Annotated in this window: 22 protein-coding genes; 19 read left to right on the forward strand and 3 right to left on the reverse strand. The window is 60.2% G+C overall.

Features of this window, described 5'->3' with window-relative positions:
- The first annotated feature begins 177 nt into the window (after positions 1–177).
- Both rhtA and QRN36_RS13105 read left to right on the forward strand, forming a co-directional pair.
- Positions 178–1062, forward strand: a complete 885-nt coding sequence (gene rhtA / locus QRN36_RS13100; protein ID WP_285424525.1) for a threonine/homoserine exporter RhtA — start codon at positions 178–180, stop codon at positions 1060–1062.
- A gap of 181 nt (positions 1063–1243) precedes the next feature.
- Complete coding sequence (locus QRN36_RS13105; RefSeq protein WP_093469841.1) at positions 1244–1534, forward strand: hypothetical protein; 291 nt, start codon at positions 1244–1246, stop codon at positions 1532–1534.
- Positions 1535–1596: 62 nt separating this feature from the next.
- On the opposite strand, the gene QRN36_RS13110 is transcribed toward QRN36_RS13105, so the two are convergent.
- Positions 1597–3405: an aminopeptidase P family protein gene (locus QRN36_RS13110; protein ID WP_285424423.1), complete on the reverse strand. Its 1809-nt coding sequence runs from the start codon at positions 3403–3405 to the stop codon at positions 1597–1599.
- A gap of 884 nt (positions 3406–4289) precedes the next feature.
- Here QRN36_RS13110 and QRN36_RS13115 point away from each other — a divergent pair.
- The 16 genes from QRN36_RS13115 to QRN36_RS13190 all read left to right on the forward strand — a co-directional run bounded on the left by QRN36_RS13115 (position 4290) and on the right by QRN36_RS13190 (position 22895).
- The gene (locus tag QRN36_RS13115; protein ID WP_285424424.1) at positions 4290–5084 is read left to right on the forward strand and encodes a hypothetical protein; all 795 of its coding nucleotides are present in this window, start codon (positions 4290–4292) and stop codon (positions 5082–5084) included.
- Positions 5085–5168: 84 nt separating this feature from the next.
- Positions 5169–6290 (forward strand): DegT/DnrJ/EryC1/StrS aminotransferase family protein, encoded by a 1122-nt coding sequence (locus QRN36_RS13120; protein WP_285424425.1) that lies wholly within the window; start codon positions 5169–5171, stop codon positions 6288–6290.
- 45 nt (positions 6291–6335) lie between these two features.
- Positions 6336–7850: a lipopolysaccharide biosynthesis protein gene (locus QRN36_RS13125; RefSeq protein ID WP_285424426.1), complete on the forward strand. Its 1515-nt coding sequence runs from the start codon at positions 6336–6338 to the stop codon at positions 7848–7850.
- Positions 7851–7853: 3 nt separating this feature from the next.
- Positions 7854–8783 carry a glycosyltransferase family A protein gene (locus QRN36_RS13130; protein WP_285424427.1) on the forward strand — a complete coding sequence of 310 codons (930 nt, stop codon included), beginning with the start codon at positions 7854–7856 and terminating at the stop codon, positions 8781–8783.
- Positions 8773–9225 (forward strand): low molecular weight protein-tyrosine-phosphatase, encoded by a 453-nt coding sequence (locus QRN36_RS13135; protein WP_093469859.1) that lies wholly within the window; start codon positions 8773–8775, stop codon positions 9223–9225. The genes QRN36_RS13130 and QRN36_RS13135 overlap by 11 nt, the downstream gene beginning before the upstream one ends.
- Positions 9226–11445 (forward strand): polysaccharide biosynthesis tyrosine autokinase, encoded by a 2220-nt coding sequence (locus QRN36_RS13140; protein ID WP_093469862.1) that lies wholly within the window; start codon positions 9226–9228, stop codon positions 11443–11445.
- 27 nt (positions 11446–11472) lie between these two features.
- On the forward strand, positions 11473–12273 hold the full coding sequence (locus QRN36_RS13145; RefSeq protein WP_285424428.1) for a WbqC family protein: 801 nt from the start codon (positions 11473–11475) through the stop codon (positions 12271–12273).
- Between the two features lie 6 nt (positions 12274–12279).
- Complete coding sequence (rfaH, locus tag QRN36_RS13150; protein WP_093469981.1) at positions 12280–12804, forward strand: transcription/translation regulatory transformer protein RfaH; 525 nt, start codon at positions 12280–12282, stop codon at positions 12802–12804.
- A 146-nt stretch (positions 12805–12950) separates the two neighbouring features.
- Entirely contained in the window at positions 12951–13952 is a 1002-nt protein-coding gene (locus QRN36_RS13155) for a glycosyltransferase (protein WP_093469873.1), read from the forward strand.
- Positions 13949–15202, forward strand: coding sequence for a glycosyltransferase family 4 protein (locus QRN36_RS13160; protein ID WP_285424429.1), 1254 nt, complete (start codon positions 13949–13951; stop codon positions 15200–15202). Before QRN36_RS13155 ends, QRN36_RS13160 begins: the two co-directional genes overlap by 4 nt.
- Before the next feature lie 101 nt (positions 15203–15303).
- Positions 15304–16626 carry a hypothetical protein gene (locus QRN36_RS13165; protein WP_285424430.1) on the forward strand — a complete coding sequence of 441 codons (1323 nt, stop codon included), beginning with the start codon at positions 15304–15306 and terminating at the stop codon, positions 16624–16626.
- A gap of 104 nt (positions 16627–16730) precedes the next feature.
- Positions 16731–17852 carry a glycosyltransferase family 1 protein gene (locus QRN36_RS13170; protein WP_285424431.1) on the forward strand — a complete coding sequence of 374 codons (1122 nt, stop codon included), beginning with the start codon at positions 16731–16733 and terminating at the stop codon, positions 17850–17852.
- 9 nt (positions 17853–17861) lie between these two features.
- Positions 17862–18902, forward strand: a complete 1041-nt coding sequence (locus QRN36_RS13175; protein ID WP_285424432.1) for an acyltransferase — start codon at positions 17862–17864, stop codon at positions 18900–18902.
- 99 nt (positions 18903–19001) lie between these two features.
- A complete protein-coding gene (locus tag QRN36_RS13180; protein ID WP_285424433.1) occupies positions 19002–20225 on the forward strand; it encodes a glycosyltransferase family 4 protein in 1224 nt (407 codons plus the stop codon).
- A 13-nt stretch (positions 20226–20238) separates the two neighbouring features.
- Complete coding sequence (locus QRN36_RS13185; protein WP_285424434.1) at positions 20239–21651, forward strand: undecaprenyl-phosphate glucose phosphotransferase; 1413 nt, start codon at positions 20239–20241, stop codon at positions 21649–21651.
- A 161-nt stretch (positions 21652–21812) separates the two neighbouring features.
- Complete coding sequence (locus tag QRN36_RS13190) at positions 21813–22895, forward strand: polysaccharide biosynthesis/export family protein (protein WP_093469893.1); 1083 nt, start codon at positions 21813–21815, stop codon at positions 22893–22895.
- A 15-nt stretch (positions 22896–22910) separates the two neighbouring features.
- Here QRN36_RS13190 and QRN36_RS13195 read toward each other — a convergent pair whose 3' ends face one another.
- On the reverse strand, positions 22911–23183 hold the full coding sequence (locus QRN36_RS13195) for a hypothetical protein (protein ID WP_285424435.1): 273 nt from the start codon (positions 23181–23183) through the stop codon (positions 22911–22913).
- 108 nt (positions 23184–23291) lie between these two features.
- Here QRN36_RS13195 and ssuE point away from each other — a divergent pair, with 108 nt between their 5' ends.
- On the forward strand, positions 23292–23873 hold the full coding sequence (ssuE, locus tag QRN36_RS13200; protein ID WP_285424436.1) for an NADPH-dependent FMN reductase: 582 nt from the start codon (positions 23292–23294) through the stop codon (positions 23871–23873).
- A gap of 96 nt (positions 23874–23969) precedes the next feature.
- Here ssuE and QRN36_RS13205 read toward each other — a convergent pair whose 3' ends face one another.
- Positions 23970–24245, reverse strand: coding sequence for a hypothetical protein (locus tag QRN36_RS13205; protein WP_285424437.1), 276 nt, complete (start codon positions 24243–24245; stop codon positions 23970–23972).
- Between the last annotated feature and the right edge of the window lie 30 nt (positions 24246–24275).

Below are 24275 nucleotides of genomic sequence, written 5' to 3' on the forward strand. Positions count from 1 at the left end.
GTTTCGTCTGCGCCGGAAGTGGGGCGAATTATAGAGACATTGAGAGGGGCGTCAAGCACTAATTTCAAAATCGACGGGAATAAGATTATTGAGCACTATATTGCTCATTCCTCCATTCTTCAGCATCATGCGCGTCGCTTCCCGACTTCCCCCTTCTGTACGGATTACCACAAAGCAATGAATGCAAAACAACGCAGCCTGAGTTCGATCGTTTTGCCGGTCGGCATGCTGCTTATCGCCATGACGTCGGTACAGACCGGTGCATCACTGGCCAAGTCGCTGTTTCAACTGATTGGCGCCCAAGGAACGACGACACTGCGGCTGACGTTCGCAAGCGTGTTGATGGTCCTGATTCTGCGTCCATGGCGCACCACGTTCACCGCCAGCTCACTGCGCACAGTGCTTATATACGGGATCGCGCTCGGTGGCATGAATTTCCTCTTCTATATGGCTATCCGCACGATTCCGCTGGGCATTGGTGTTGCGCTGGAGTTCACCGGCCCTCTGGCGGTCGCGCTGTATCACTCTCGCAAAGCGACTGATTTCATATGGATCGCCTTGGCGGTTACGGGCCTGGCGCTGCTCATCCCGATCGGACAGGCAGGCGGGCTGGATATGACCGGCGCTCTTTATGCACTGGGGGCCGGGGTCTGCTGGGCGGCCTATATTCTGTTCGGACAGAAAGCCGGCGCAGATCATGGCGTGCAGACGGCTGCCCTTGGCGTCGTGATCGCCGCGATCGTGATGGCGCCCATCGGGGCGACCTACGCTGGCAGCGCCCTGCTCGACCCTACGCTGATTCCGGTCGCACTCGGCGTTGCTTTACTGTCCACCGCGCTGCCTTACACGCTGGAAATGATCGCTCTCACGCGCATGCCCGTTCGGACATTCGGCACGTTAATGAGCATGGAGCCCGCGGTCGGCGCACTTTCCGGGATGATGTTTTTGCATGAAAGCCTGTCGCTGACCCAGTGGCTGGCCATCGGCGCGATCATCGTTGCATCGGTAGGCGCCACCCTGACGACCCGCCCTGAACCGGTCACGCTGGTTCCCGCAGACTAGCCTGTTTTTCATTCGTTACACGATGTCACTAGCATTTGTAACGCCATTGCGCCATGTTTACGCCTGTACGCCTCTCCATTATGAAGCCTCACCAGGAACGGACGCGATTGTCAGGCTTTGGGCATGTGAGCGAATTCAGGCTAGAGACTGAACGGAATTCCCCGCTCAGGTAAGGAAGTGAATGAAGTACTTTTTGATCATCTTGGCAGCGCTGGCTGTCGCGGGCTGTGCGGCTACGTCTAAACCGGTCAAGGGCAAGCGAGGCATTCACATCAACTGTTCCGGCCTGTCTTCCTCGTGGAGCCAGTGCTACGACATGGCGACCAATTCCTGCGAATCCAAGCAATACCGCGTGATTGCCAAATCCGGCGACGCAGCCGAAGACCCGGGCGAATACCCGCTGGGACTCAACCCCGCCGGATACACCAGCCGCAGCATGATCATCATCTGCAAGAAACCGGCGAAGCCCTGAGCCTTGAGCCCTTCATAGGCTGACAGCACCACCGCCGGGAAGGCGGTGGTGAACGACCAGGATCAGACAGCCGTTGTACGAAGGTTCAGCCAGTCAAGCGCGACGCCTTCGAGCAGTGGCGACAGACGCTTCCTGACTTCTGCGTGGTAATCATTCAGCCAGTCACGCTCTTCTGCAGTGAGCAGGTCAATTTCCAGGCAGCGCGTGTCGATCGGGCAGAGGGTCAGGGTTTCGAACTTGAGGAATTCGCCGAACTCGGTTTTCCCCGCCGGCTGGTTGATCACCAGATTCTCGATGCGCACGCCCCACTGCCCCGGACGATAGGTACCCGGCTCGATGGACGTGATCATGCCCGGCAGCATCGCGGTTTGCGGTGTCGCCGGTGCCTGATAGGCGATGACTTGCGGCCCTTCGTGCACGTTCAGGAAATAACCGACGCCATGGCCGGTGCCGTGACCGTAGTTGACGCCCTCGGCCCAGATCGGCGCGCGCGCAATGGCGTCCAGCAGAGGCGACAGAATGCCTCGCGGAAAATGCGCCCGCGACAAGGCGATCACACCCTTGAGCACCCGCGTGCAGTCGCGTTTTTGCTCTGGCGCAGGATTCCCGATCGGGACCATGCGTGTGATGTCGGTGGTGCCGCCCAGGTACTGGCCGCCGGAATCGATGAGCAACAGCCCGTCGCCCTCGATCTGCGCGTGTTCCTGCTCGGTGGCGCGGTAGTGAGGCATCGCACCGTTGCCATTGAAGCCGGCGATGGTGGCGAAACTCTGGGAAATGTAGTCAGGCCGGCGGGCGCGAGCCGCGCTGAGTTTTTCATCAATCGTCAGTTCACTGACCGGCTCGTGGCCCAGCGCGGAGTCCAGCCAGGCGAAGAATTCGCACAACGCTGCACCGTCCTGTTCCATGGCCTTGCGTATGTGCTGCGCATCGGCCTCGCTTTTCTGCGACTTGAACAAGGTGGTGGGATTAAGGCCCTCGACCAGCGTGACCTCGCTGTCCAGATAATCGAGCAAACCGCAGGTAACCCGTGCAGGATCCACCAAAAGCCGGGCATCACGAGGGACTTCGCGCAAGGCAGCGCCGATGCGGGTGTATTCATGCAGCGTGATGCCGTCGTCTTCGAGCACCTTGCGCAGCTGCGGATCGACTTTGTCCGACGCGACGAAAAGGTTGACGCTGTCGGGCCCGATCAACGCGAAGGCAATGAACACTGGGTTGTAGGAAACGTCTGCGCCGCGCAGGTTAAACAGCCAGGCGATGTCATCCAGGGTTGCGAGAAAATGCCAGTCCGCGCCTTTCTCGCTCAACGCCGTGCGCAGGCGACTCAGTCGCTCACTGCGAAGCTCGGTGGCCTGAGGTGCGACGTGCTCATAAACAGGCTGGTTTGGCAGTTGCGGGCGGTCGTCCCATAACTGTGTCAGCAGGTCGAGATCGGTACGCAATCTTGCGCCACGGGCGTAGAGGTTGCTCGCCAATGTGCGGGACGATGCAACGGCCAGCACCGCACCGTCCACTGCGACCACCGAATCGGTCTTCGCCTGCTCGGCGAGCCATTCCAGCGGGCCGCCCTGCCCCGGCTGCAGTTTGACCAGCTCGATGCCGCTGCCAGCGAGTTCTTTGCTGGCCTGCTCCCAGTAACGACTGTCGGCCCAGACGCCTGCGAAATCCTGGGTGACGATCAGGGTGCCGACCGAACCGTGGAAGCCCGACATCCACTGCCGACCTTGCCAGTAACCTGGCAGGTATTCCGAGAGATGAGGATCGGCCGAGGGCACCAGCCAGGCGTCGATGCCTTCACGACTCATCAGCTCACGTGCCTGCGCCAGGCGTTGCGCCACCACTCCAGTGGGTTTGGACTGCGTATTCATTGAATCTCCTGCTGACCCGAAATATTTGCGTCGCACGGCCCCGATAATGGAGCAGGCATGAAGGCTGAGCAACCGCAGCGACGCAACCCGGGATGTCACGACTGCGCTCCCCGACCATTGACTCAATGGAAAGTTTACGACCTGGTCATGAATATTAAATAAATACGGACGGTTTATATCAATCTGCAACATTCATATGAACCACGGTTAAGTTTTCAATTCCCCGGCTATTACGCCTGCCCGAATTAAGACAACTAACGCCCTCGCCAACCGTTCAATTATTGAACGCCATAATTTTGTTACTCCCCTGTCGCGTCCGACTTCTGACGTTAGAAAAATGCCTCCCAAGCCCTTTTTCGACGCTGCCGGCGCCGCCAGGCACCCCGCGGAAAAACGTCATTTAGCTGTGCGAGCACTCCGCTGGATTTTTGACTGCTTTAAAAATCAACTAGTTACGATTGCATTCGGCCCGCTTATCAAAAACTTAACAGAATGTTGGCGAAATAATTTGACAGGAACTGCGCCGCCGTCGATATATAGGCGTGTCCAATGTTTTCCCGTTTTATCAGCGCAGCCAAAGAGCCGCGTGCGGAAGACATTTCGACTTCATCACGTTGTACCTGCCAAAGAAGTTAATGACCTGAACGGTGTGTTTCCTGCGCCGGTGGGCACTTCTTGGGTTCAAGAAATGTTTTTCGAATTGCTGAAAGTGCTCGGCGGGGCGGTAGCTTTGCCCAACGGTTTTCAACGCTCGGTTCCCGGGCGCATGACCGACGAGCATCACCCTTCTGGATACAACGGCAGGATCTGCAGATTCGGGCGGTAGCGTGTCTGGCGCCCGATACCCGGCTGCAACGGTCCACTTGATGCGAGGACGCAACGCAATGCCTTTATCTTTCGACATGGATGAGCAGCTGGCCCGACGCCTGGCTGACGAAATCGATACCAACGGCTTTGCGAAGATGACCGGCGCAGTCAGCGGGTCTGACTTGCAGCAGTTGCGGCTGTGGACCGATGAGCAGGCGCGCAAGCACCACGGCGAATATTTCGCCTACCACGGCGAGGCCAGTCTGGGCGACAGCTTGCTGGCCAGCTACTGGAGCGACCCCCAGTTCAAGGCGCTGCTCGGCCGCCTTTATAAGCATGCCGCCCGACGTGATGCCGCCAGTGAGCGGATCTTCCCGGTGCTGCGTTGCGTACAGGGCAATCAAGGCAAGCGCGAGTCCAATAGCTTCCATTACGACGCGAGCCTGGTCACTGCGCTGATTCCCGTGTTCATCCCCACCGAGGGCGAGGAGCGTGGCGATCTGATGCTCTTCCCCAACATTCGGCGCGTGCGCGCCTGGGTGTTGTTCAACGTGATCGAGAAGGCCTTGCTGCAAAACAAGATCACCCGCAGCTGGATCATCAAGGGCATGCAACGCAACTGGCTCAAGCCTTATGTGCTGCGTCTGGAGCCCGGCAACGTTTACTTCTTCTGGGGCTACCGCACCCTGCACGCCAACCAGGCATGCAGCCCGGGCCTGAAGCGCGCCACGGCATTGTTCCATTTCGGTGACCCGCACACCGGCAGCCTGGCGACACGCCTGATTCTCAGAATCAACCAGAGCCGGGCGCGCCGAATGAGCAACAAGGCGGGCAACCCGCCGCCCGCTTCGACGCCCACGCACACCGATTGAGCCGCTGCACGATGCTGCACCTCACTGCTTCGCATGCCCCTGCCGTGAAAGCTCTCAAGCATTACATCAGAAACGGAGACTTCGATGATCAACGTAACCAAGACTTACCTGGGCGATATCGACAAGTTCAAGACGTACGTCGAAGGCATCTATGCGCGTGGCTGGCTGACCAACCACGGGCCACTGGTGTGTGAGCTGGAGCAACGGCTCAAGGATTATCTGGGGGTCAAGCATGTGATCCTCACCAACAACGGCACGCTGGCGCTTCAAGTCGCATATCGCGCACTGGGCCTGAGCGGCAGCGCGGTCACCACGCCATTCAGCTTCGTAGCTACCAGCAGCTCGTTGCAATGGGAAGGCATCCGCCCCATCTTCGCCGACATCGACGCGCAGACCTGGAACATTTCACCGGAGCACATTGAGAGCCGCATTGTTTCCGACACCACGGCCATCGTCGGCACCCACGTGTTCGGCAATCCCTGTGCGGTCGAGCGCATCGAAGAGATCGCGCGTCGGCGCAATCTGAAAGTCGTGTACGACGGCGCCCATGCCTTCGCCGTGCGCCATGCCGGTCAGTCAGTGCTGAACTGGGGCGACATCAGCACATTGAGCTTCCACGCGACCAAGTTGTTTCACACCATCGAAGGTGGCGCGATCATCACCAACGATGACGAACTGGCGCGTCGTGTTCACCTGTTGTGCAACTTCGGCATCGTCGACGTCGACAAGATCGACGGCATCGGCATCAATGCCAAGCTCAACGAATTCTCCGCTGCGATGGGTCTGTGCATCCTCGACGATATCGAGAACATTCTTCAGCAGCGCGCGGAAATCGCCCAACGCTACACCACTCGCCTGAACGACTACGTCGACCTGCAGAAAGCGGAAAACGACAGTCAGCTCAACAACAGTTATTACCCGATCGCGCTGAGCGACGAACAACAGCTGCTGCGTCTGCGTTCGGCGCTGAACACCAACGGGATCAATCCTCGGCGTTATTTTTACCCGTCGCTGGACACCCTCGAATACCTGCAACCGCAGGCGGCGCAAACCGCTTCGCGCTCATTGAGCGAACGCGTGCTGTGCCTGCCGATTTATCCGGGCCTGCTGCCGGAAGATCAGGAACGCGTGATCAACACGGTGATCGCCGAATGCGCCACGACCCGCATGCCATACCGCGTACCGTCGCTGGCCCAGGTCATCTGACGGCCGACTGCACTTACGCTCACGTTCTGGCGAAAAGGACATCCCATGCAGACCAAGCGCTCAGTCATACGCAACACTGCGTTGAGCTATGCCGGCCAGGCCTACACGCTGCTGATCGGGATTCTGATCATGCCGTTTTACCTTGGCCATATGGGCGCCGAGGCATACGGCCTGATCGGGTTCTTCTCGGTGGTCCAGGCCTGGCTGCAACTGCTGGACGCAGGACTGTCGCCAAGCCTGGTGCGGGCCGTCGCGCACCAGCAGGGCAGCGACCGACTGGACCGTTATTCGGGACGGTTGCTGCGTTCGTTCGAGATCATTTTTCTGCCGTTGGCCGCGCTGTGCTGCATCGCGATGTACGTGGGCAGCCAATGGATCGCCGTGCACTGGCTCAACGCCAAAGAGCTGTCGACCCAGACGCTGGTCGAGTGCATCGGCCTGATGGGCATCGTGATCGCGTTGCGGCTGTACTCGACGCTGTATAAAAGCGGCATTCAAGGGCTGGAACAGCATGCCTGGCTGAACATCGCCAACGTGCTCATCGCCACGCTGCGCTACTTCGGTGGATTGGTGCTGGTCAGCACGATCTCCAACGATCCGGTGACGTTCTTCCAGTTTCAGGTGCTGGTCGGCGTGGTCGAAACAGCGCTCTTCGCGGCCCGCGCCTATCAACAGATGCCGACGCCGTCCTGGCTGACAGGCTTCGACTGGCATCTGGTCAAGCCGATCATACCGTTTGCGGTGAGCATGTCCGGCACCGCGGTGCTGTGGATCGTGCTGACACAGATCGACAAAGTCCTGCTCTCCGAGCTGCTGCCGCTCAATGAATACGGCTACTTCTCGCTGGTGGCCCTGATCACCACCGGGATCATGATGTTGAGCAACCCGCTGGCGCAGACGTTGCTGCCGCGCCTGACGGTGCTGATGGCCGAAGGTCGTCGCGACGAAATGCACACGCTGTTTCTGGCGGCCAACCGGTTCGTCTGCACGTTCATGTTTCCGCTGGCCGCGCTGATTGCCCTGCACCCGCATGACATGGTGTTCGCCTGGTCGGGGGATGAGTCGGCCGCCGCCTGGAGCCGTTCGATTCTGCCCTGGTATTCGCTGGGCAGCGCAATCATGGCCGTCAGTGCGTTTCAGTTCTATCTGCAGTACGCCTACGGGCAGATGCGCCTGCATGTCTGGTACAGCGTCGTGTCGGCGCTGATCACGGTGCCGGTGATGTTCCTGGCGATTCGCGAGTCCGGTGCATTGGGCGCGGCACTGGCCTGGTTCGTGCTGCGGGCCGTGTCCTTCGCCATCTGGCCGATGATCGTGCATCAGCGACTGGCGCCGGGCATTCACGGCCAATGGCTGCGCGACATCCTGCGCATCTGCGTGATGACCGCCGTGGGGCTGGCGATCAGCGAGCCGGTCATGCGCCTGATCGCCAACGAAAACCGCTTCAACCTGTTTATGGGTCTGGCCGTCAGCGGCCTGATCACGCTGATGGTGGTAGCAGCAAGCTACAAGCCACTGGTGACGAAAATTTCCGTCTTGTTCAGCAAAGCGAGTACTTGAGCCATGGATGCCAACAGCAAAAACACGAGCGACGCGCCGGCTGCCGCGCCCTTGGTCAGCATCGTCTGCCCAGCCTACAACCAGGAAGCCTACGTCACTCAGACGCTGGAAGGTTTCCTGATGCAGCAAACGACCTTCGACTTCGAAATCCTGGTCAACGACGACGCCTCGACCGATGGCACCGCCCGCATCATTGCCGATTACGTCAAACGCTACCCGACGCTGATCCGCCCCTTCTATCACGAGACGAACCAGTACTCGCAAGGCAATCCGTCGGTGCCGCGTCTGTTCGGCGAAGCCCGCGGCCGCTACATCGCTTACTGCGAAGCCGACGATTACTGGACCGATCCGCGCAAACTGCAGATCCAGGTGGACTTCCTCGAAAGCCACCCCGATTACGTGCTGACTTATCACGACGCCATCCCGTTCGATACCAATGGCCAGTATCCGATTCAGCTGCAAGGCAAGCTGCGGGGCGATGCCACCGCCCTCGAGCTGCAGAAAGCGCGGCCGATCTCGACCCTGACGACGGTGTTCCGCAATGTCTTCGACACCTTGCCCAAGGAGTTGCAGGCGGCGCCGCTCAATGACTTGGTCTGGTGGTCGCTGCTGGGCGCCTACGGCAAAGGCAAGTTCATGGGTGAGATCAAGCCTGCGGCCTACCGCCTGCACCCCGGCGGCGTGTTTTCGATGCGCTCGAACAAACGCAAATTGCACATGGCGCTGCAGACCTCGGGCGCCCTGGCCAACTACTACAACCGGCTGGGCAATCAGGAGCTGTACGAACACTTCCTGATGGAGCTGGTGGAGTATTCGCTGTCGGCCATCACGCCCAAACGCAAGATGCAGACGCTGCTGGCGGTCGGGCAGAACTTCAGCGCCAACATCAGCAAAAGACTGATGACTCCCTTGCGTAAAGGTCATGTTCAGTAACGTGCTGGTGGTCTGCGTCGGCAACATCTGTCGCAGCCCCATGGCCGAAGCCATGTTCCGCCAACGCGCGATCGACACAGGCGTGACGTTCTCCTCAGCCGGGACCCACGCCATGCTCAGTTCGACCATGGACCCACTGGCGCAGGCCGTGTTGCAAGTCAACGGCGTGCCCGCCCACAAGCATCGAAGCCGACAGATCGACCGGCAGATGCTCCACGACGCAGATCTGATTCTGCTCATGGAGCATCGCCAGGCCCAAAGCGTGCTCAAGCTGGCGCCCGAAGTGCGCGGCAAGACGTTTCTGATCGGCAAATGGCAACAAGAGCTGGAAATCGCCGATCCCTACCGGCGCCCGAAACTAGCCTTTGAACAGACCTACGAGCAGCTCTCGCGTTGCGTCGACGACTGGCTTCCTTATCTTCAGTCAGGAGATCCAAGATAAATGACCGCTATGAACCGTACTTCCCTGGACGAGGTCCAGGACTCCCGGATCGATTTGGCAACTATCTTGCGCACACTTTTCGATCACAAAGGATTGATTGCATCGATCGTCGGCCTCTGCGTCCTGCTCGGACTGACCTACGCGATCCTCGCCACGCCGATCTATCAGGCCAACGCGATGATCCAGATCGAACCCAAGAAAATCGGCATTGAGGGCCGCACCGAGATCAGCACCAAACCGCTGTCGGTGTCTCAGGCCACCACTGAAATCGAGCTGATCAAATCCCGCGCCGTGCTGGGCAAGGTCGTCGATGACCTCAAGCTCTATATCGTGCAGAAGCCCAAGTACATTCCGGGCATCGGGCCTTTCATGGCGCGCCGCTTCAAGCCCGAACGCGAGGGCGCCCAGGCTGAGCCGCTGTTCGGTCTGAACAGCTTCGCGTGGGGTGGAGAGAAGATCGACATCTTCCAGCTGGAAGTGCCTGACGCACTGCTCGGCGAGAAGCTGACGATGGTCGTCGACAAGCCCGGCAGCTTCAGCCTGTACGACGAAGATCACAACAAACTGCTCAGCGGCCCGGTCGGTGAAACCGTCGAAGGCAGTGGCGTGAAGATTCAGGTCGCCGCCCTCAACGGTCGCCCGGGGACCGAGTTCATCGTGACCCGTCAACGCACGTTGACTGCCGCGCTGGAATATCAGGACCGCCTGAAAATCATGGAAGCCGGCAAGGACTCGGGGATCGTCTACCTGTCGATTCAGGACGCTGACCCGATCCTCGCCAAACGCATCCTCAACGAAGTCAGCCGCCTGTACGTGCGTCAGAACGTTGAGCGCAGCTCGGCCGAAGCCGCGCAGCGCCTTGAGTTCCTGCGCTCGCAATTGCCCGCCGTGCGCAAGCAGTTGGAACAGTCGGAAATTGCGCTGAACAACTTCCAGATGGGCGCCAAATCGGTCGACCTGAGCGTGGAGACCAAATCGGTGCTCGACCAGGTGGTCAAGCTGGAAGGCACGCTGTCGGACCTGAAGATGAAGCGCGTCGACGTCGAGCGCCTGTATACGCCGGAACACCCGACCTACCGCGGCCTGATGGCGCAGATCGGTCAGGTCGAAGCGCAGAAGGCGGCGTTGCTGAAGAAAATCGAAGCCTTGCCCGCCACGCAACAAGAGCTGCTGCGTCTGAACCGAGACATGCAGGTGACCTCGCAGACTTACACCCTGTTGCTGGACAAGAGTCAGGAGCAGGACATTCTTCGCGCCGGCAGCATCGGCAACGTGCGCATCATCGACAACGCGGACGCCAATGTCGAAGAACCGGTCAAGCCGATGAAAAAAATCATCGTGCTGGTGGCGGCGCTGGTGGGTCTGCTGTTGGCGGTTGCCACTGTGTTCGTGCGCCAGGCGTTCTATCGCGGCGTCGACAACCCTGAAGTCATCGAAAACCTCGGCATGCCGGTCTATGCCTCGCTGCCTTATTCGCGCCATCAGGAACGCATGGACAAAGCGGTCGCGCAGAACCGCTCGGCGAACAAGGAACCTCGCCTGCTGAGTGTCAGCGCGCCGACGGAACTGGCCATCGAGTCATTGCGCAGCCTGCGCACCAGCCTGCATTTCGCCATGCTCGAAGCGCGCAACAACGTGCTGATGATCTCAAGCCCGACGCCGGGCGTGGGCAAGTCGTTCGTCTCCAGCAACCTGGCGGTGATCATTGCCCAGACCGGCAAGCGCGTGCTGTTGATCGACGCCGACATGCGCAAGGGTTATCTGCACAAGATGTTCAACCTGACGCCCAAGCACGGCCTGTCCGACACGCTGGCGGCGCGCCTGACCAGCAAGGAAGTGATCAACCACACCGAAGTGCGCAACCTGGATTTCATTTCCTGCGGTTTCGCGGCGCCAAACCCGTCGGAGCTGTTGATGCACGACAACTTCAACAAGCTGATCTCCGATCTTTCGCCGCTGTACGACCTGGTGATCGTCGACACCCCACCGATTCTGGCGGTGACCGACGCGACGCTGGTGGGCCGCCAGTCCGGCACCTGTTTGCTGGTGACCCGCTTCGGCCTGAGCACGGCCAAGGAAATCGAAGCCTGCAAACGCCGCCTGATGCACAACGGCATCGTGATCAAAGGGGCGATTTTCAACGGCGTACTGCGCAAGGCTTCGACCGCCGACTACGACTGCGCAGCGTATGGATACGACTACACCACGGTTCGCAAGTAAACCTGTTCCGAAGTAAAGGAGACTTAAATGGCCAGGACCATCGCAGTGATGCAACCTTATTTATTTCCGTACCTGGGCTACTTCCAGCTCATCGCGGCCGCAGACGTCTTCGTCCTGGGAGACGATCTGCAATATGTGCGGTCGGGCTGGGTCAACCGCAACCGCATTCTGCAGAACAACGAAGCTCGGCTGATCACCTTTCCCCTGAAGAAAGACCGCTTCCAGCTGCAAATCAATCAGCGGCAATTGTGCGATCACTTCAGTGACGAGGCCGAAAAACTGATCCGGCTGATCGCCGAGTGTTACGAGCAAGCGCCCTACTTCGCTCAGGTCATGCCTCTGATCGAGCGGCTGATCCGTTTTCCGCAACAGAACATCGCGCTGTACGCCGAGCATGCGATTCGCGAATTGTGTGCTTATCTACACATCGTCACACCGATCATGCGCAGTTCGGACCTGATTCTCGGCAACCCCGTCGACAAGCAGGAGCGCATCATCCGCATCGCGCACACGTTCGAGGCGACGACGTTCATCACGCCAGAAGGCGGTTCGGTGGTCTACGACCGCGATCACTTTGCGCGCAACCGGCTGCTGATCAGGTTTTTCCGGATGGATCCGGTGGAGTATCGGCAGTTCAGGCAACCTTTCGTCGCGAACTTATCGATTATCGACGTACTGATGTTCAACTGCGTCGAGCAGGTGCAGCAGATGCTGACCGAGTATCAGCTGGACAAGCATCCGCCGCAGACCGAACCCGGCGCGATGTGCAGGATGGCGCAATACCCTGACGTTGTTTCAACTCTGTCAAACCGGATTGCAGTGGAGTAAATGGACATGCCTCAAGCCGCCAGCCTTTCAACCAACCCAGCGCGTTGGTACCTGATCCAGACCAAACCCCGTCAGGAAGCCCGCGCCCAGGAGCATCTGCAACGTCAGTTCTTCGAGTGCTACCGCCCGGTCAAGCACGGCGAGAAGAAACGCGGTTCGCGAGCCCCCGCCGAAGAGGAGCTGTTCCCTGGCTACCTGTTCATTCGCATGGACCAGACCAGCGACAACTGGTATCCGATCCGTTCCACCCGTGGCGTTGCCCGCATCGTGACGTTTGGCGGCCTGCCGATTCCGGTCAAGGACGAGTTGATCGAGCAGATTCGCGAACGCTTGCTCGCGCCACCCGCGAAAGTCGAGTTCCAGCAAGGCGAAGCGGTGCGCATCACCGCAGACGGGTTCAACGAAGTCGAGGCGATCTTCCTGGCGTGCGACGGTGATGAACGCGCCGTGATTCTGCTCAACCTGCTGCACCGCGAACAGAAAGTGACCTTGCCGGTCAGCAGCCTGACGCGGATGGAAGCGCGGGTCTGATCCGGGATTCACCGCGCTCCAACGGTAGGAGCGCCACCCCGGTCGCTCCTGCAAGGGCCCGCCGTTACGCTCCCCTGATCCACCCAACCTGACTTCCCAAGGCTGACGCTTTCAGCCTCTTGAACCCTCTTTGCCCGGAACTCACCATGACCCCTAAAACGACTCTGGTGACGCTCACCTATGGTGACCGTTTCAACTACCTGCACACGCTGGTCAGCCGTTCGCTGGAAAGCCCGCTGATCGATCGCGTGATCATTGTCAGCAACGCGTCCACGTCGCCGCTGGACACCCTGCGCCGCACCTGGCCGGACCAGGTCAGTGTCATCTACATGCACGAGAACACCGGGTCGGCACGCGGTTATTCGGTGGGTATCCAGGCGGCGCTGGATGCCGGCGCCGAGCACATCTGGCTGATGGACGACGACAATGCGCCGACCATCAATGCCATCGCCACGCTGCATCAGGTGCTCGATGAGCGCAAACGCCTCGACGGCGAAGACAAGGCCGCGGTATTGGGCTTTCGTCCGACCCATCAGGCCGACATCGCAGCCGGTGTGCCCGAGCGTTTCGCCATTCAACGGCGGTCGAGTTTCTTCGGTTTCCACATCGCGCAGCTGCCTTACAAGATCTGGCGTCGCCTGCCGTGGGGCGCGCCGCAGAGCCCGCACAGCAAACTGCCGATGGTGCAGCTGCCGTTCGCCACTTACGGCGGCTTGCTGGCCCATCGCAACCTGTACCGGCGCATCGGCCTGCCGCTGGACGCACTGATGCTCTACGCCGACGACAGCGAGTACACCTGGCGCATCACGGCCGGTGGCGGACGGATTTTCCTGGTCCCCGACGCGTTGCTCGACGATCTGGAAAACTCGTGGAACATCAAGGCGCGCACCAACAATATCTACGAAAGCTTCCTGTTGGGCGGTTCTGATCTGCGTGCCTATTACGGCGCGCGCAATCAGGCCTGGTTCGACAAGAACATCTGGGCCAACTCCTCGCTGCTGTACAGCCTCAACCGCTGGGTGTTCTTCCGCCTGCTCAGGCTCATCGCCAAGCGGCGCGGCGCCGAAGAGCGTCTGGGTCTGATCGAAAAAGCCATCCGTGACGGTGAGTCCGGCGTACTGGGTCTGAATCAGTCGTATCCATTATGAAAATACTGTTCATCAGCAGCCTGTACTCACCCCACGTCGGCGGCGGCGCGGAAATCATCCTTCAGCGCACCGTCGAAGGGCTGCAGCAACGCGGCTGTCAGGTCAGCGTGCTGGTGACCGGTCCTGACGCGGGCCTGGCCGTCGACAGCGTCAACGGTGTCAAGGTCTACCGCGCTGGTCTGCATAACTTCTACTGGCAGTTCAGCGCCCAGCGCCCCGGCCGTCTGGCGCGCCTGGGCTGGCACCTGCGTGACCGCTACAACGGCGCGATGCGCAGCTACGTCAAGGAGGTGATCAACGACGAACAACCGCAACTGGTCGTCTGCCACAACCTGGCAGGCTGGTCGGTGTCGGTGTGGGACGAAATCACCGCCGCAGGCCTGCCGATCGTTCAGGTGCTGCACGACATGTACCTGATGTGCCCCAGCAGCAACATGTTCAAGCGCGGCCAGTGCTGCCAGCAGCAATGCGGCACCTGCCAGTCCTTTCGCAAGAACCATGATGCCCGCTCGGCTCAGGTATCGGCCGTGGTCGGGGTCAGCCAGTTCATCCTCGACAAGCTGCAAAAGCGTGGCTATTTCAGCGCCGCGAAAAATTACGTGGTGCACAACGCCAGCCCCTACACGCCGGTTCACAACGCGCCGTACAAGCAGCGCCAGCGCGATCCTGCGCTGAAGAAGGCGCCGTTGCGCTTCGGCTACATGGGCACGTTGTCCCAGCAGAAAGGCGTGCGCTGGCTGATCGAGCAGTTCCAGCGTCTGCCGTTCGACGCCACGCTGCAGATCGCAGGACGCGGACAGGCTGAAGACGAGGCCGCATTCAAGGCACTGGCCACCTCACCGAACATCCGTTTCGTGGGTTACCAGAAGCCCGAGGCGTTCTACAGCCAGATCGACGTGGCCGTCGTGCCGTCGGTGTGGAACGAGCCGTTCGGCATGGTCGCGGTCGAGGCCTGCGCCCATTCGGTCCCGGTGATCGCCAGCCGCATGGGTGGCCTGCCGGAAATCATTCAGGACCCGCTCAATGGTCTGCTGTGCAGCCCCGATGACCCGGATTCACTGGGCCACGCCATGCTCAGGTTGCATCAGCAGCCGGAGTTGCTGGCCCGCCTGAGCGGTCAGGCGCGGGTGAGCGTCGCGGCGCTGCTGGACCTGGAACTGATGCTCGACAGTTACGAAAGCATCTTCGCCCAGACAGTGCTGGACAACTTTGCCCAGCGCGACCAGAACGTCATGCCGCATCCCGTCTGAAGATGGCCGGCATGCCTGGACGCGATGCCACACCGATACCCGACGGCCCGAGACCTACCTGAGCAAGCGCTCCGGACCGTGCCTCTTCATTGAGACGAACCATGCCCATCAAACACCTGACAAGGTTACGACGACCATTGACGGTCCTGTTGCTGGGCTCATTCATCAGTTGCTCCGCTATTGCCGACGAAACATTCATCATCGGGGTCGACACGCACCTGATGAATAAAAACACCACCTCGGCAAAAGCCCTGCAATTGCTCGAAGCGGCGGGCGTAGATTCGGTTCGCGATGACGCCTACTGGTCCAGCGCCGAGCCCCGACGAGGGGTCATGAGGATTGAACCGGCCTGGCAGGCCTATTTGAGCAAAGCGCAAGAGCATCATTTGCGGCCCTTGCTGGTGCTCGGCTACGGCAACCCGTTTTATGACAACTACGCCAAGCCACGAAAACCCTCGGTGCGCGATGCTTACGGCAACTATGCAAGCTTCGTCACCCGGCAACTCACCGACAGCGTGGATTTCTACGAAATATGGAACGAGTGGGACAAGGAAAACCCTGTCGATCCGGCCTTCGCCAAGGACTACAGCGTATTGATCGAAGAGACGTCCCGGCGCATTCGTACCAATCAGCGGCCGATGGTGATCCTGGCCGGTGCCGTCACCAGCCAGGGGATGGACCTGGGGTTTGCCGACCGGCTGGTGGAGTCGGGGATTCTCAATCATGTCGACGGCCTGTCGCTGCACCCGTATGTGCACTGCCGCTCCGACGAGCGTAACACGCCGGAGAACTGGATCGCCTGGCTGCGACGGATCAGCGAAGACCTCAAGGACAAGAGCAGAAACAAAAGCCCGGTGCCGCTGTACTTGACGGAAATGGGCTGGCCGAGCAACGACGGACGTTGCGGCGGCGATGAAAAAACCCAGGCGGCGTTTCTGGCACGAAGCTTCTTTCTGGTCCAGACGATGCCCAATATCAAGGGCATGTGGTGGAACGGCCTGCTCAATGACGGCCCCGACGACAGCGACCCGGAACAGAATTTCGGTCTGCTCAATCAGGACCTGAGCATCAAACAGGCATATCTGACGCTCAAGGCCATCAGCCCTACCTTGCATCAATACCGTTACGACGCCGAAAAGAGCCGGGAAATCGACTCGCAATACCTGCTGCGTTTCGCCAAGGGTTCAGAGCAGATCATCGTTGCCTGGACTGCCGGCCTGCCCCGATCGATCAAGGTCGAAGCCAGCAGCGTGCTGCACGGCAACGTGCAATACCTGGACACCCGTCAGCCGCAAAGCGGCGTGGTCGACAGCGGCATCCCGTGGAATTGCAACGAGGGGCGTTGCTCGGCACAAGTGCCGATCGACGATTTCCCGAAAATAATCAGCCTGGGCACCCGCCCGGCATTGTTCGCCTTGCCCTGATCTCGCTTCACCGATTTGCGGTCCGCAGCATAGAGCACCGGTTCATTCGCCGTGCTCCCGGACCTTGTGCACGAGCCCTTCACCTCTTCAACAGGTCGACCACAATGATTGTGATCAATGCACGCTTTCTTACTCAGGAACTGCGCGGCGTTCAGCGCTTCGCGGAACAGACCTGTCTGGCGCTCAGGCAACTGCGGGACGATGTGGTATTCGTCGCGCCGCATGGCATCAAAATGCACGACACGGCGCGCGTCCTGGACGTGCAATGCATCGGCCGGAACAGCGGCCATCTGTGGGAACAAGTGGACCTGCCGCTGTACCTGCGTCGCCACGGCAACCCGCTGCTGGTGTCACTGTGCAGCACCGCACCGTTGTTCTACGGCAACCAGATCGCCACCCATCACGACGTCACGTACGTCCGTCACCCGGAAAGCTACACCCGCACCTTTCGCCTGCTGTATCGGACCATGACGCCGATCATGCTGTCGCGGATCAAGGCGCTGATCACGGTCAGCAACTTCTCCAGAGGCGAAATCGCGCAGTTCTACAACTACCCGGAAAAGAAGATCTTCGTGGTGCCGAACGCCGTGAGCGAGGCGTTTCAGCCCGGACCGCCGCTCAAGGATAAACAGGACTATCTGCTGGCGGTGTCCTCGCCCAGCGCGCACAAGAACTTCAGCCGGATGATTCAGGCGTTCCTGATGCTGCGCAATCACGATGATCTGCAGTTACACATCGTCGGCGGCGCCAGCGACATCTTTTCCGACGACAACCTGCAACGCCTGGCCAGTCGCGATCCGCGTATCCGCTTCCTCGGACGTCTGAGCGATGAACAGTTGATCAGCGAATACCAGGGCGCCACCGCGTTCGTGTTCCCATCGCTTTACGAAGGATTCGGCATCCCGCCCCTTGAAGCGCAAGCCTGTGGTTGCCCGGTTCTGGCGGCCAACGCGGCCTCGATTCCCGAAGTGCTGCAAGCCAGCGCCCTGTATTTCGATCCGCTGGACGTCAGCCACATGGCCGCCGCCATGGAACGCATTCTCACGGATCTGCCGCTGCGCCAGTCACTGCGTCGCCGAGGCCTGAACAACGTGACGCGGTTCTCCTGGGATGAATCGGCACGTCGTGTTTCCCAGCGCATCGATGCCTTGCTGAGCCAGTCTCGCGACCGCCGCAGCAGTACGAGCAGTGACGCTCTGCGTCGTGAATCTTCCAGCAAGCTTTGAGGCACGCCCATGAATCGCCTGGCTTATCTCGATGCGCTACGCGGCATCGCCGCCTTGTTGGTGGTGTTCACCCATTTGTTCGTGCCGGTCGTTGGCCACGTCTGGGTGTTCGACAACCTGATCGATCCCGGAAAACTGGGCGTGCTGTGGTTTTTCATGATCAGCGGCGTGGTGATTCCGTACAGCCTCAAGCCGGTTGCGGACGGCGCCCAGCGGTTTCTGATCTCGCGCTTCATGCGCTTGTACCCGGCCTACTGGCTTTCACTTTTACTGTTTGTATTGATGCTCAAACTCAGCGGGGCGACGTTGCCGTCCTGGCCGCAGATCGTGGCGAACCTGACGATGGTGCAGGCGGCACTGGGCTTTGATGATGTCGTCGGGCTGTACTGGACGCTGTTCATCGAGCTGGTGTTCTACGCACTGTGCCTGGCGCTTTTTCTGGCCGGCAAGCTGTACGACCTGGTGTTTCGCGCGCGCTGCTCGCTGGCGTTTCTGCTGCTGGGCCTGGCGATGGCCGCGGTGCGCGAAGTGACCGAACGCAAGCTGCCGGTGGCCTTGCCGCTGGCCTTGTCGCTGATGTTTTTCGGCTCAGTCTGGCGCCAGTGGCTGCTCGCCGAACACAGCCCGACGCTGACCCGACAGCTGAAGAGGCTGCTGATCGCGTTCGCGGTGTTGCTGCCGCCGACCTTGATCATGGCTTACAACAAAGACATGGGCACCGGGGAAACCTGGGGCCGCTATTGCTTCACCTACGCCGTGGCCATCAGCAGTTTTCTGTTGCTGACCCGCAGCGTGCGCCTGGACCACCCCGCGCTGGTGTGGTTGGGCGCGGTGAGTTACTCGCTGTACCTGCTGCACCCGTCGATGGGCATGCTCAGTGAATTACTGCTGGGCAAGACCGGAGCGTCGGCGCTGGTGATCGCGCTGTGCGCCACGCTGTTGACACTGGGCGCCGCTCACCTGTGCTTTCGCTATATCGAACATCCCTTCATCCAGCTTGGAAAACGCCTCAACAATCGCAAAGCCAAGACGCAGCCGATCAGCGTCTGAAGTAGCGCCTGCGCAAATGGAAAGGCTTTGAGAACACCCCTGCGAGCTTCGCTCGATGTGCCGGGTTTCCTTCAGCCGTTAATGCAGAGAAGAATTCCAATGAAAATAGCAATCGTCCACGACTGGCTGGTGACGTATGCCGGTGCCGAAAGGGTTTTGGCATCGTTGATCAAAATCTGGCCCGAGGCGGATCTGTTCTCCGTCATCGACTTCCTCAGCGATCAGGACCGCGCGCAACTGGGCGGCAAGGTCGCCAAGACCACCTTCATTCAGCGCCTGCCCAAGGCACGCACCAAATATCAGCGCTACCTGCCCCTGATGCCGATGGCCATCGAGCAACTGGATCTTTCCGGTTACGACCTGATCATCAGCAGCAGCCACGCCGTGGCCAAAGGCGTGCTGTGCGGGCCTGACCAACTGCACATCAGCTACGTGCATTCGCCGATCCGCTATGCCTGGGACTTGCAGCATCAATACCTCAAAGAGGCCAACATGAGCATGGGCCTCAAAGGCAAGGTCGCGCGGATGATCCTGCACTACATGCGCATGTGGGATCAGCGCACCGCCGCCGGCGTCGATGACTTCATCGCCAACTCGCACTTCATCGGCGCGCGCATCACCAAGTCTTATCGTCGCGAGTCCACCGTCATCTATCCACCTGTGGACACCCGCGGCTTCACCCTGCAGGAAGACAAGCAGGACTACTACTTCACGGCCTCGCGCATGGTCCCGTACAAGCGCATGCCGATGATCATCGAAGCCTTCGCAGCCATGCCGGACAAGCGTCTGGTGGTGGTCGGCGAAGGCCCCGAAATGGAAAAGGCCAAAGCCGTCGCCGCCCATGCGCCGAATGTCACGCTGCTGGGCTTTCAGCCGTTCGCGGTGCTGCAGCAGCACATGAGCAACGCCAAGGCGTTCGTGTTCGCGGCCGAAGAAGACTTCGGCATCAGCCCGGTGGAAGCGCAAGCCTGCGGCACGCCGGTCATTGCCTTCGGCAAGGGTGGCGTGCTGGAGACCGTCTGCGGCCTGGACCACCCGCAACCGACCGGCGTGTTCTATCCCGAACAGACCGTGCCCTCGCTGATGGCCGCCGTCGAGACCTTCGAGGCCAACCGCTCGCGCATCACCGCCCAGGCGTGCCGGGCCAATGCCGAACGGTTCAGCGAAGCGCGCTTCGAGCTCGAAATGCGCCAGTTCGTCGAAGTGCGCCTGACTGCGGCGCGCCAGACCCGTCACCCGGTGCCGATCCGGACCATTCAGATCAGCCCCGCGCTGGTCGCCAACGAACTCTCCGCCCGCGTTGTTCCGATCAAATCCGTCTGAGCGAGCCTTGAACATGAGCACACCATTACGCGGCATCCTGCACGCTCATCAGTCATCGCTGTCCGTTGCCCATCGCCTGCTCGATCTGGCGGTCATCGCCGTTGGCGGTTATGGCATCAACGTGTTGACCGGCGTGCCGATGGGCACTGAAGCCTGGATGCAGATCCTGCTGGCGACCGTGGCGTTTCACTGGCTGGCGGAATACCACCAGTTGTACGGCTCCTGGCGCGGGGAACGCATCCTGCGCGAGGTGCTGAAGGTGGCCAATTACTGGGGCCTGGCGTTCGTCCTGCTGTTGTTCGTCGATTACATGCTGCTGCAACCGGACGACCTCGCCAATGACAGTCAGATGGCATGGTTCGCCACGGTGCTGGTCGGGCTGTGCGGGTATCGGCTGGCGATTCGCAGCCTGCTTCATGCGCTGCGCAGCCACGGTTTCAACACCCGCCGCGTGGCGGTGGTGGGCACCGGGCACTGCGGCGAGCGTCTGGCGATGTCGATCGAAAGCGCGCCGTGGATGGGTCTGAATCTGCTGGGCTTTTACGACGAGTCGCCGGAGCAGATGGACCTGGCGCGCATCGGTCGGCGCATTCCGGTGCTCGGCGATCTGGATCAACTGATTCAGGACGCCCGCGACGGCAAGATCGACAAGGTCTACATCACCCTCACGCTGGGCGCCCAGGCCCGGTTGCAGGAACTGATCAAAGGCCTGAGCGACACCACGGCGTCGGTGTACGTGATCCCGGATGTGTTCATGTTCGAGTTGTTGCATGCGCGCAGCGAAAGCATCAACGGCTTGCCCAGCATCAGCATTTTCGACTCGCCCATGGACGGCGCCTGGAGCATGGTCAAACGCATCGAAGACATCGTGCTGTCGAGCATGATCCTGACCATGATCGCCCTGCCGCTGACGCTCATCGCCTTGGCGATCAAGTTCACTTCGCCCGGCCCGGTGCTGTTCCGACAGCGTCGTTACGGGCTGGACGGACGCCCGATCATGGTCTGGAAATTTCGCAGCATGAGCGTGCAGGAAAACGGCGATGTGGTGACGCAGGCCACTCGTAATGACAGTCGCATCACGCCGCTGGGGGCTTTTCTGCGACGCACCTCGCTCGACGAACTGCCGCAGTTCTTCAACGTGCTGCGCGGCGACATGTCGATCGTCGGCCCCCGCCCGCATGCCGTGGCGCACAACGAGCAATACCGCAAGCAGGTGTCCGGCTACATGTTGCGACACAAGGTCAAGCCGGGCATCACCGGCTGGGCGCAGATCAACGGCTGGCGTGGCGAAACCGACACGCTGGACAAGATGCAAAAGCGCGTGGAATTCGACCTGCAGTACATCGAGCACTGGTCGGTCTGGCTGGACATGAAAATCATCCTGCTGACGCTCTTCAAAGGCTTCGTCAACAAAAACGCTTTCTGAATAACAACATCTGCCAACGAAAAAAGACCGGGCCAGAGACGCTCGGCAGGAGGTGCATGGGTGTGTGAAAGAAGTTAATCCGCTGTTCGGTGTTGGTAAGGGATGCAACGAAATCACTGCGGTGCCAGTACGCACCTTTTAGGATTAGAAGGAACATTCATATGAAAGTAACGTTAGCGGTAGTGCTGCTTTCCAGTCTCATTTTGCAAGGCTGCGCATTCGCCCCGGGTCAATACATGTCGCTCAGTGATGTCACGGACAAGGATCCGGACGGTCCGGATGTCACGCTGGTCAATATCACGCCGACCACCCTCGCCCAGCAAGAGAAAAACGCCGCCGCGACGGCAAGACCCATCGCCCCTGAGTTGTTCACCTACCGGCCCTCGGAGTACATCGTCGGCCCTGGCGACACCCTGCTGGTGACAGTGTTCGAACACCCTGAACTGACCGCCCCCGGCTCGCAGGACCAGCTCGACGCCAACAGCCGCGAAGTGCTGAATGACGGCACCGTGTTCTTCCCGTATGTGGGCCGCGTGCAGGCAGCGGGCAAGACTGTCGCCGAGATTCGCGAGCAACTGCGCATGGGCTTGCTGCCCCAGTACACCGAGGTCAAGGTCGACGTCAAAGTGCTGCGTTACAACAGCCGCCGCGTCTTGCTGTCCGGCTCGTTCAAGACACCCGGCCCGCAACCGATCACCAACATTCCGCTGACACTGGTGCAGGCCATCAGCCAGGCCGGGCTCGATCTGACTGACGCCAACCTGGCCGGACTGACCCTGCGTCGCGATGGCAAGGATTACGTCATTGACGTCGACGCGCTCAACCGCAAGGACTCGCAGCTGAGCAAGATCTACCTCAAGGACGGCGACTACTTGCACCTGAACAGCAACTCGAAGAACAAGATCTACGTGCTCGGCGAGGTTCAGCGTCCGCAAGTGATTTCCTTCAGCACCACCAGCGTCACCTTGCTTGAAGCGCTCGGCACCTCGGGCGGTCTGAGCCCGGACGCCGCTGATGGCGAAGCGGTGTATGTGATCCGCGCGATGGAGGGTAACCGCGCCGCCACCGTGTATCACCTGAACGCCAAGAAGCCGACCAGTTATGCGCTGGCCAAGGGTTTCGAGCTGGCTGCGCAGGACGTGGTCTTCGTCGGCCCTGCGAACATCACTCGCTGGAGCCGTTACGTGAGCCAACTGCTGGGTTCGAACAACCTGATCCAGACCGGTGCCATGTTCCGAAACTGACGCCGGCCGCAAGCTTCACGCGGTCAGTTGAAAGCAAAAACAAAATCCTCGCAGCGGCCGGCTGCGGGGATTTTTTTTGCCCGGCATCCGGCAATCGAATTCGCTCGGGCGGGGAAAAGCATCAGGCCTGGCCTGCGCGCAATCGCCGCTCAAGTGTTGCCCACGCAACAGTCGATCAACAGATACCCCGTTGCAGGTCAGCTCGGCCGGCGTGAGCACGCTGCGCGGATTCAGGCGCGACACCCGGTTTCGCAGGCCGTCGGATACATTGATGACGCTGGCACGCATGCTGCTTTGAAGCTGTCATAAGGGTCTATCCGCCCCATCACCATCGCGTTACTCGCGGCCTGCACGGTGCTGATGCACCTCGGGTGACTGACCCCAAGGAATCAAGGCATGTTGGTAGTTTCAATTTCAGGCAGTCCTTCGACCCGCTCGCGCTCCGGTGTGGTACTCAAGCACGCCGCGCAGTGGCTCAAGGATCGCGGCGTCGATGTGAAGAGCGTGCGCATTCAGGATTTCAACGCCGAGGATCTGCTGTACGCCCGCTTCGACAGCCCCGAAGTGGTCGCCTTCATCGAGGCCGTTGCCAAGGCTGACGGCCTGCTGATCGGCACGCCGGTGTACAAGGCGTCATTTTCCGGCGCGCTGAAAACCCTGCTCGATCTTCTGCCGGAGCGCTCGCTGCACGGCAAAGTGGTATTGCCGCTGGCAACAGGCGGCAGCATCGCGCACATGCTGGCGGTGGATTACGCGCTGAAACCGGTGCTGTCCGCGCTCAAATGCCAGGAAGTGCTGCACGGCGTATTCGCCATCGACAGCCAGATCAGCTACGGCGAGAACGAACTGGGGGGAGAACTGGACGAATTGCTGACCCAGCGTCTGCACGACGGGCTTGAGCATGTTCATCTGGGGCTGCAACACCGGATGAATGCGCGCCACAAGGAAGCAGGCGGGCATTTGAAGCTGGCGTTGTAAGCGCTGATCGTCTACGGACGGACTCGTGAAGAGTCCTCGTCGTCTTGAAGGGTCGAACCGGGAAGTGTCGAGCTGCGAAGTGTCGCGGCAGGCGCCTTAACCCTGGCGGGCTGGCGATGCCGTGCTGACTTCAGCGCTGACTTCACCCCGGTTATCGAACTCATGGGCCTGTTGCATCTGAGGCTGCGCCATCAGTTGGGCTTTGCGAACCTGGTATTCGTCGTATGACAGACCGCGACGGTTCAGGTCTTCAAGGGCCAGCTGATGAGTTTCCTCAGCGGTGTAGGGACGCAATTCGGGGTGATTGCCAGCGGCACAGCCTGAGAGAACGGCGACTGAAAGCAACATGGCGAGGGCAAGAAGACGGTTCATGGGAGCCTCCATTCGGCTCGTTTCTGGAAT

The organism is Pseudomonas sp. efr-133-TYG-103a, assembly GCF_030209235.1.
Taxonomy (GTDB): Bacteria; Pseudomonadota; Gammaproteobacteria; order Pseudomonadales; family Pseudomonadaceae; genus Aquipseudomonas.

What these genes read in the sequence shown, in the direction of transcription:
- rhtA (WP_285424525.1), top strand. Translation starts at nt 178, where the DNA reads ATGAATGCAAAACAACGCAGCCTGAGTTCGATCGTTTTGCCGGTCGGC.
- QRN36_RS13105 (WP_093469841.1), top strand. Translation starts at nt 1,244, where the DNA reads ATGAAGTACTTTTTGATCATCTTGGCAGCGCTGGCTGTCGCGGGCTGT.
- QRN36_RS13110 (WP_285424423.1), bottom strand. Translation starts at nt 3,405, where the DNA reads ATGAATACGCAGTCCAAACCCACTGGAGTGGTGGCGCAACGCCTGGCG.
- QRN36_RS13115 (WP_285424424.1), top strand. Translation starts at nt 4,290, where the DNA reads ATGCCTTTATCTTTCGACATGGATGAGCAGCTGGCCCGACGCCTGGCT.
- QRN36_RS13120 (WP_285424425.1), top strand. Translation starts at nt 5,169, where the DNA reads ATGATCAACGTAACCAAGACTTACCTGGGCGATATCGACAAGTTCAAG.
- QRN36_RS13125 (WP_285424426.1), top strand. Translation starts at nt 6,336, where the DNA reads ATGCAGACCAAGCGCTCAGTCATACGCAACACTGCGTTGAGCTATGCC.
- QRN36_RS13130 (WP_285424427.1), top strand. Translation starts at nt 7,854, where the DNA reads ATGGATGCCAACAGCAAAAACACGAGCGACGCGCCGGCTGCCGCGCCC.
- QRN36_RS13135 (WP_093469859.1), top strand. Translation starts at nt 8,773, where the DNA reads ATGTTCAGTAACGTGCTGGTGGTCTGCGTCGGCAACATCTGTCGCAGC.
- QRN36_RS13140 (WP_093469862.1), top strand. Translation starts at nt 9,226, where the DNA reads ATGACCGCTATGAACCGTACTTCCCTGGACGAGGTCCAGGACTCCCGG.
- QRN36_RS13145 (WP_285424428.1), top strand. Translation starts at nt 11,473, where the DNA reads ATGGCCAGGACCATCGCAGTGATGCAACCTTATTTATTTCCGTACCTG.
- rfaH (WP_093469981.1), top strand. Translation starts at nt 12,280, where the DNA reads ATGCCTCAAGCCGCCAGCCTTTCAACCAACCCAGCGCGTTGGTACCTG.
- QRN36_RS13155 (WP_093469873.1), top strand. Translation starts at nt 12,951, where the DNA reads ATGACCCCTAAAACGACTCTGGTGACGCTCACCTATGGTGACCGTTTC.
- QRN36_RS13160 (WP_285424429.1), top strand. Translation starts at nt 13,949, where the DNA reads ATGAAAATACTGTTCATCAGCAGCCTGTACTCACCCCACGTCGGCGGC.
- QRN36_RS13165 (WP_285424430.1), top strand. Translation starts at nt 15,304, where the DNA reads ATGCCCATCAAACACCTGACAAGGTTACGACGACCATTGACGGTCCTG.
- QRN36_RS13170 (WP_285424431.1), top strand. Translation starts at nt 16,731, where the DNA reads ATGATTGTGATCAATGCACGCTTTCTTACTCAGGAACTGCGCGGCGTT.
- QRN36_RS13175 (WP_285424432.1), top strand. Translation starts at nt 17,862, where the DNA reads ATGAATCGCCTGGCTTATCTCGATGCGCTACGCGGCATCGCCGCCTTG.
- QRN36_RS13180 (WP_285424433.1), top strand. Translation starts at nt 19,002, where the DNA reads ATGAAAATAGCAATCGTCCACGACTGGCTGGTGACGTATGCCGGTGCC.
- QRN36_RS13185 (WP_285424434.1), top strand. Translation starts at nt 20,239, where the DNA reads ATGAGCACACCATTACGCGGCATCCTGCACGCTCATCAGTCATCGCTG.
- QRN36_RS13190 (WP_093469893.1), top strand. Translation starts at nt 21,813, where the DNA reads ATGAAAGTAACGTTAGCGGTAGTGCTGCTTTCCAGTCTCATTTTGCAA.
- QRN36_RS13195 (WP_285424435.1), bottom strand. Translation starts at nt 23,183, where the DNA reads ATGCGTGCCAGCGTCATCAATGTATCCGACGGCCTGCGAAACCGGGTG.
- ssuE (WP_285424436.1), top strand. Translation starts at nt 23,292, where the DNA reads ATGTTGGTAGTTTCAATTTCAGGCAGTCCTTCGACCCGCTCGCGCTCC.
- QRN36_RS13205 (WP_285424437.1), bottom strand. Translation starts at nt 24,245, where the DNA reads ATGAACCGTCTTCTTGCCCTCGCCATGTTGCTTTCAGTCGCCGTTCTC.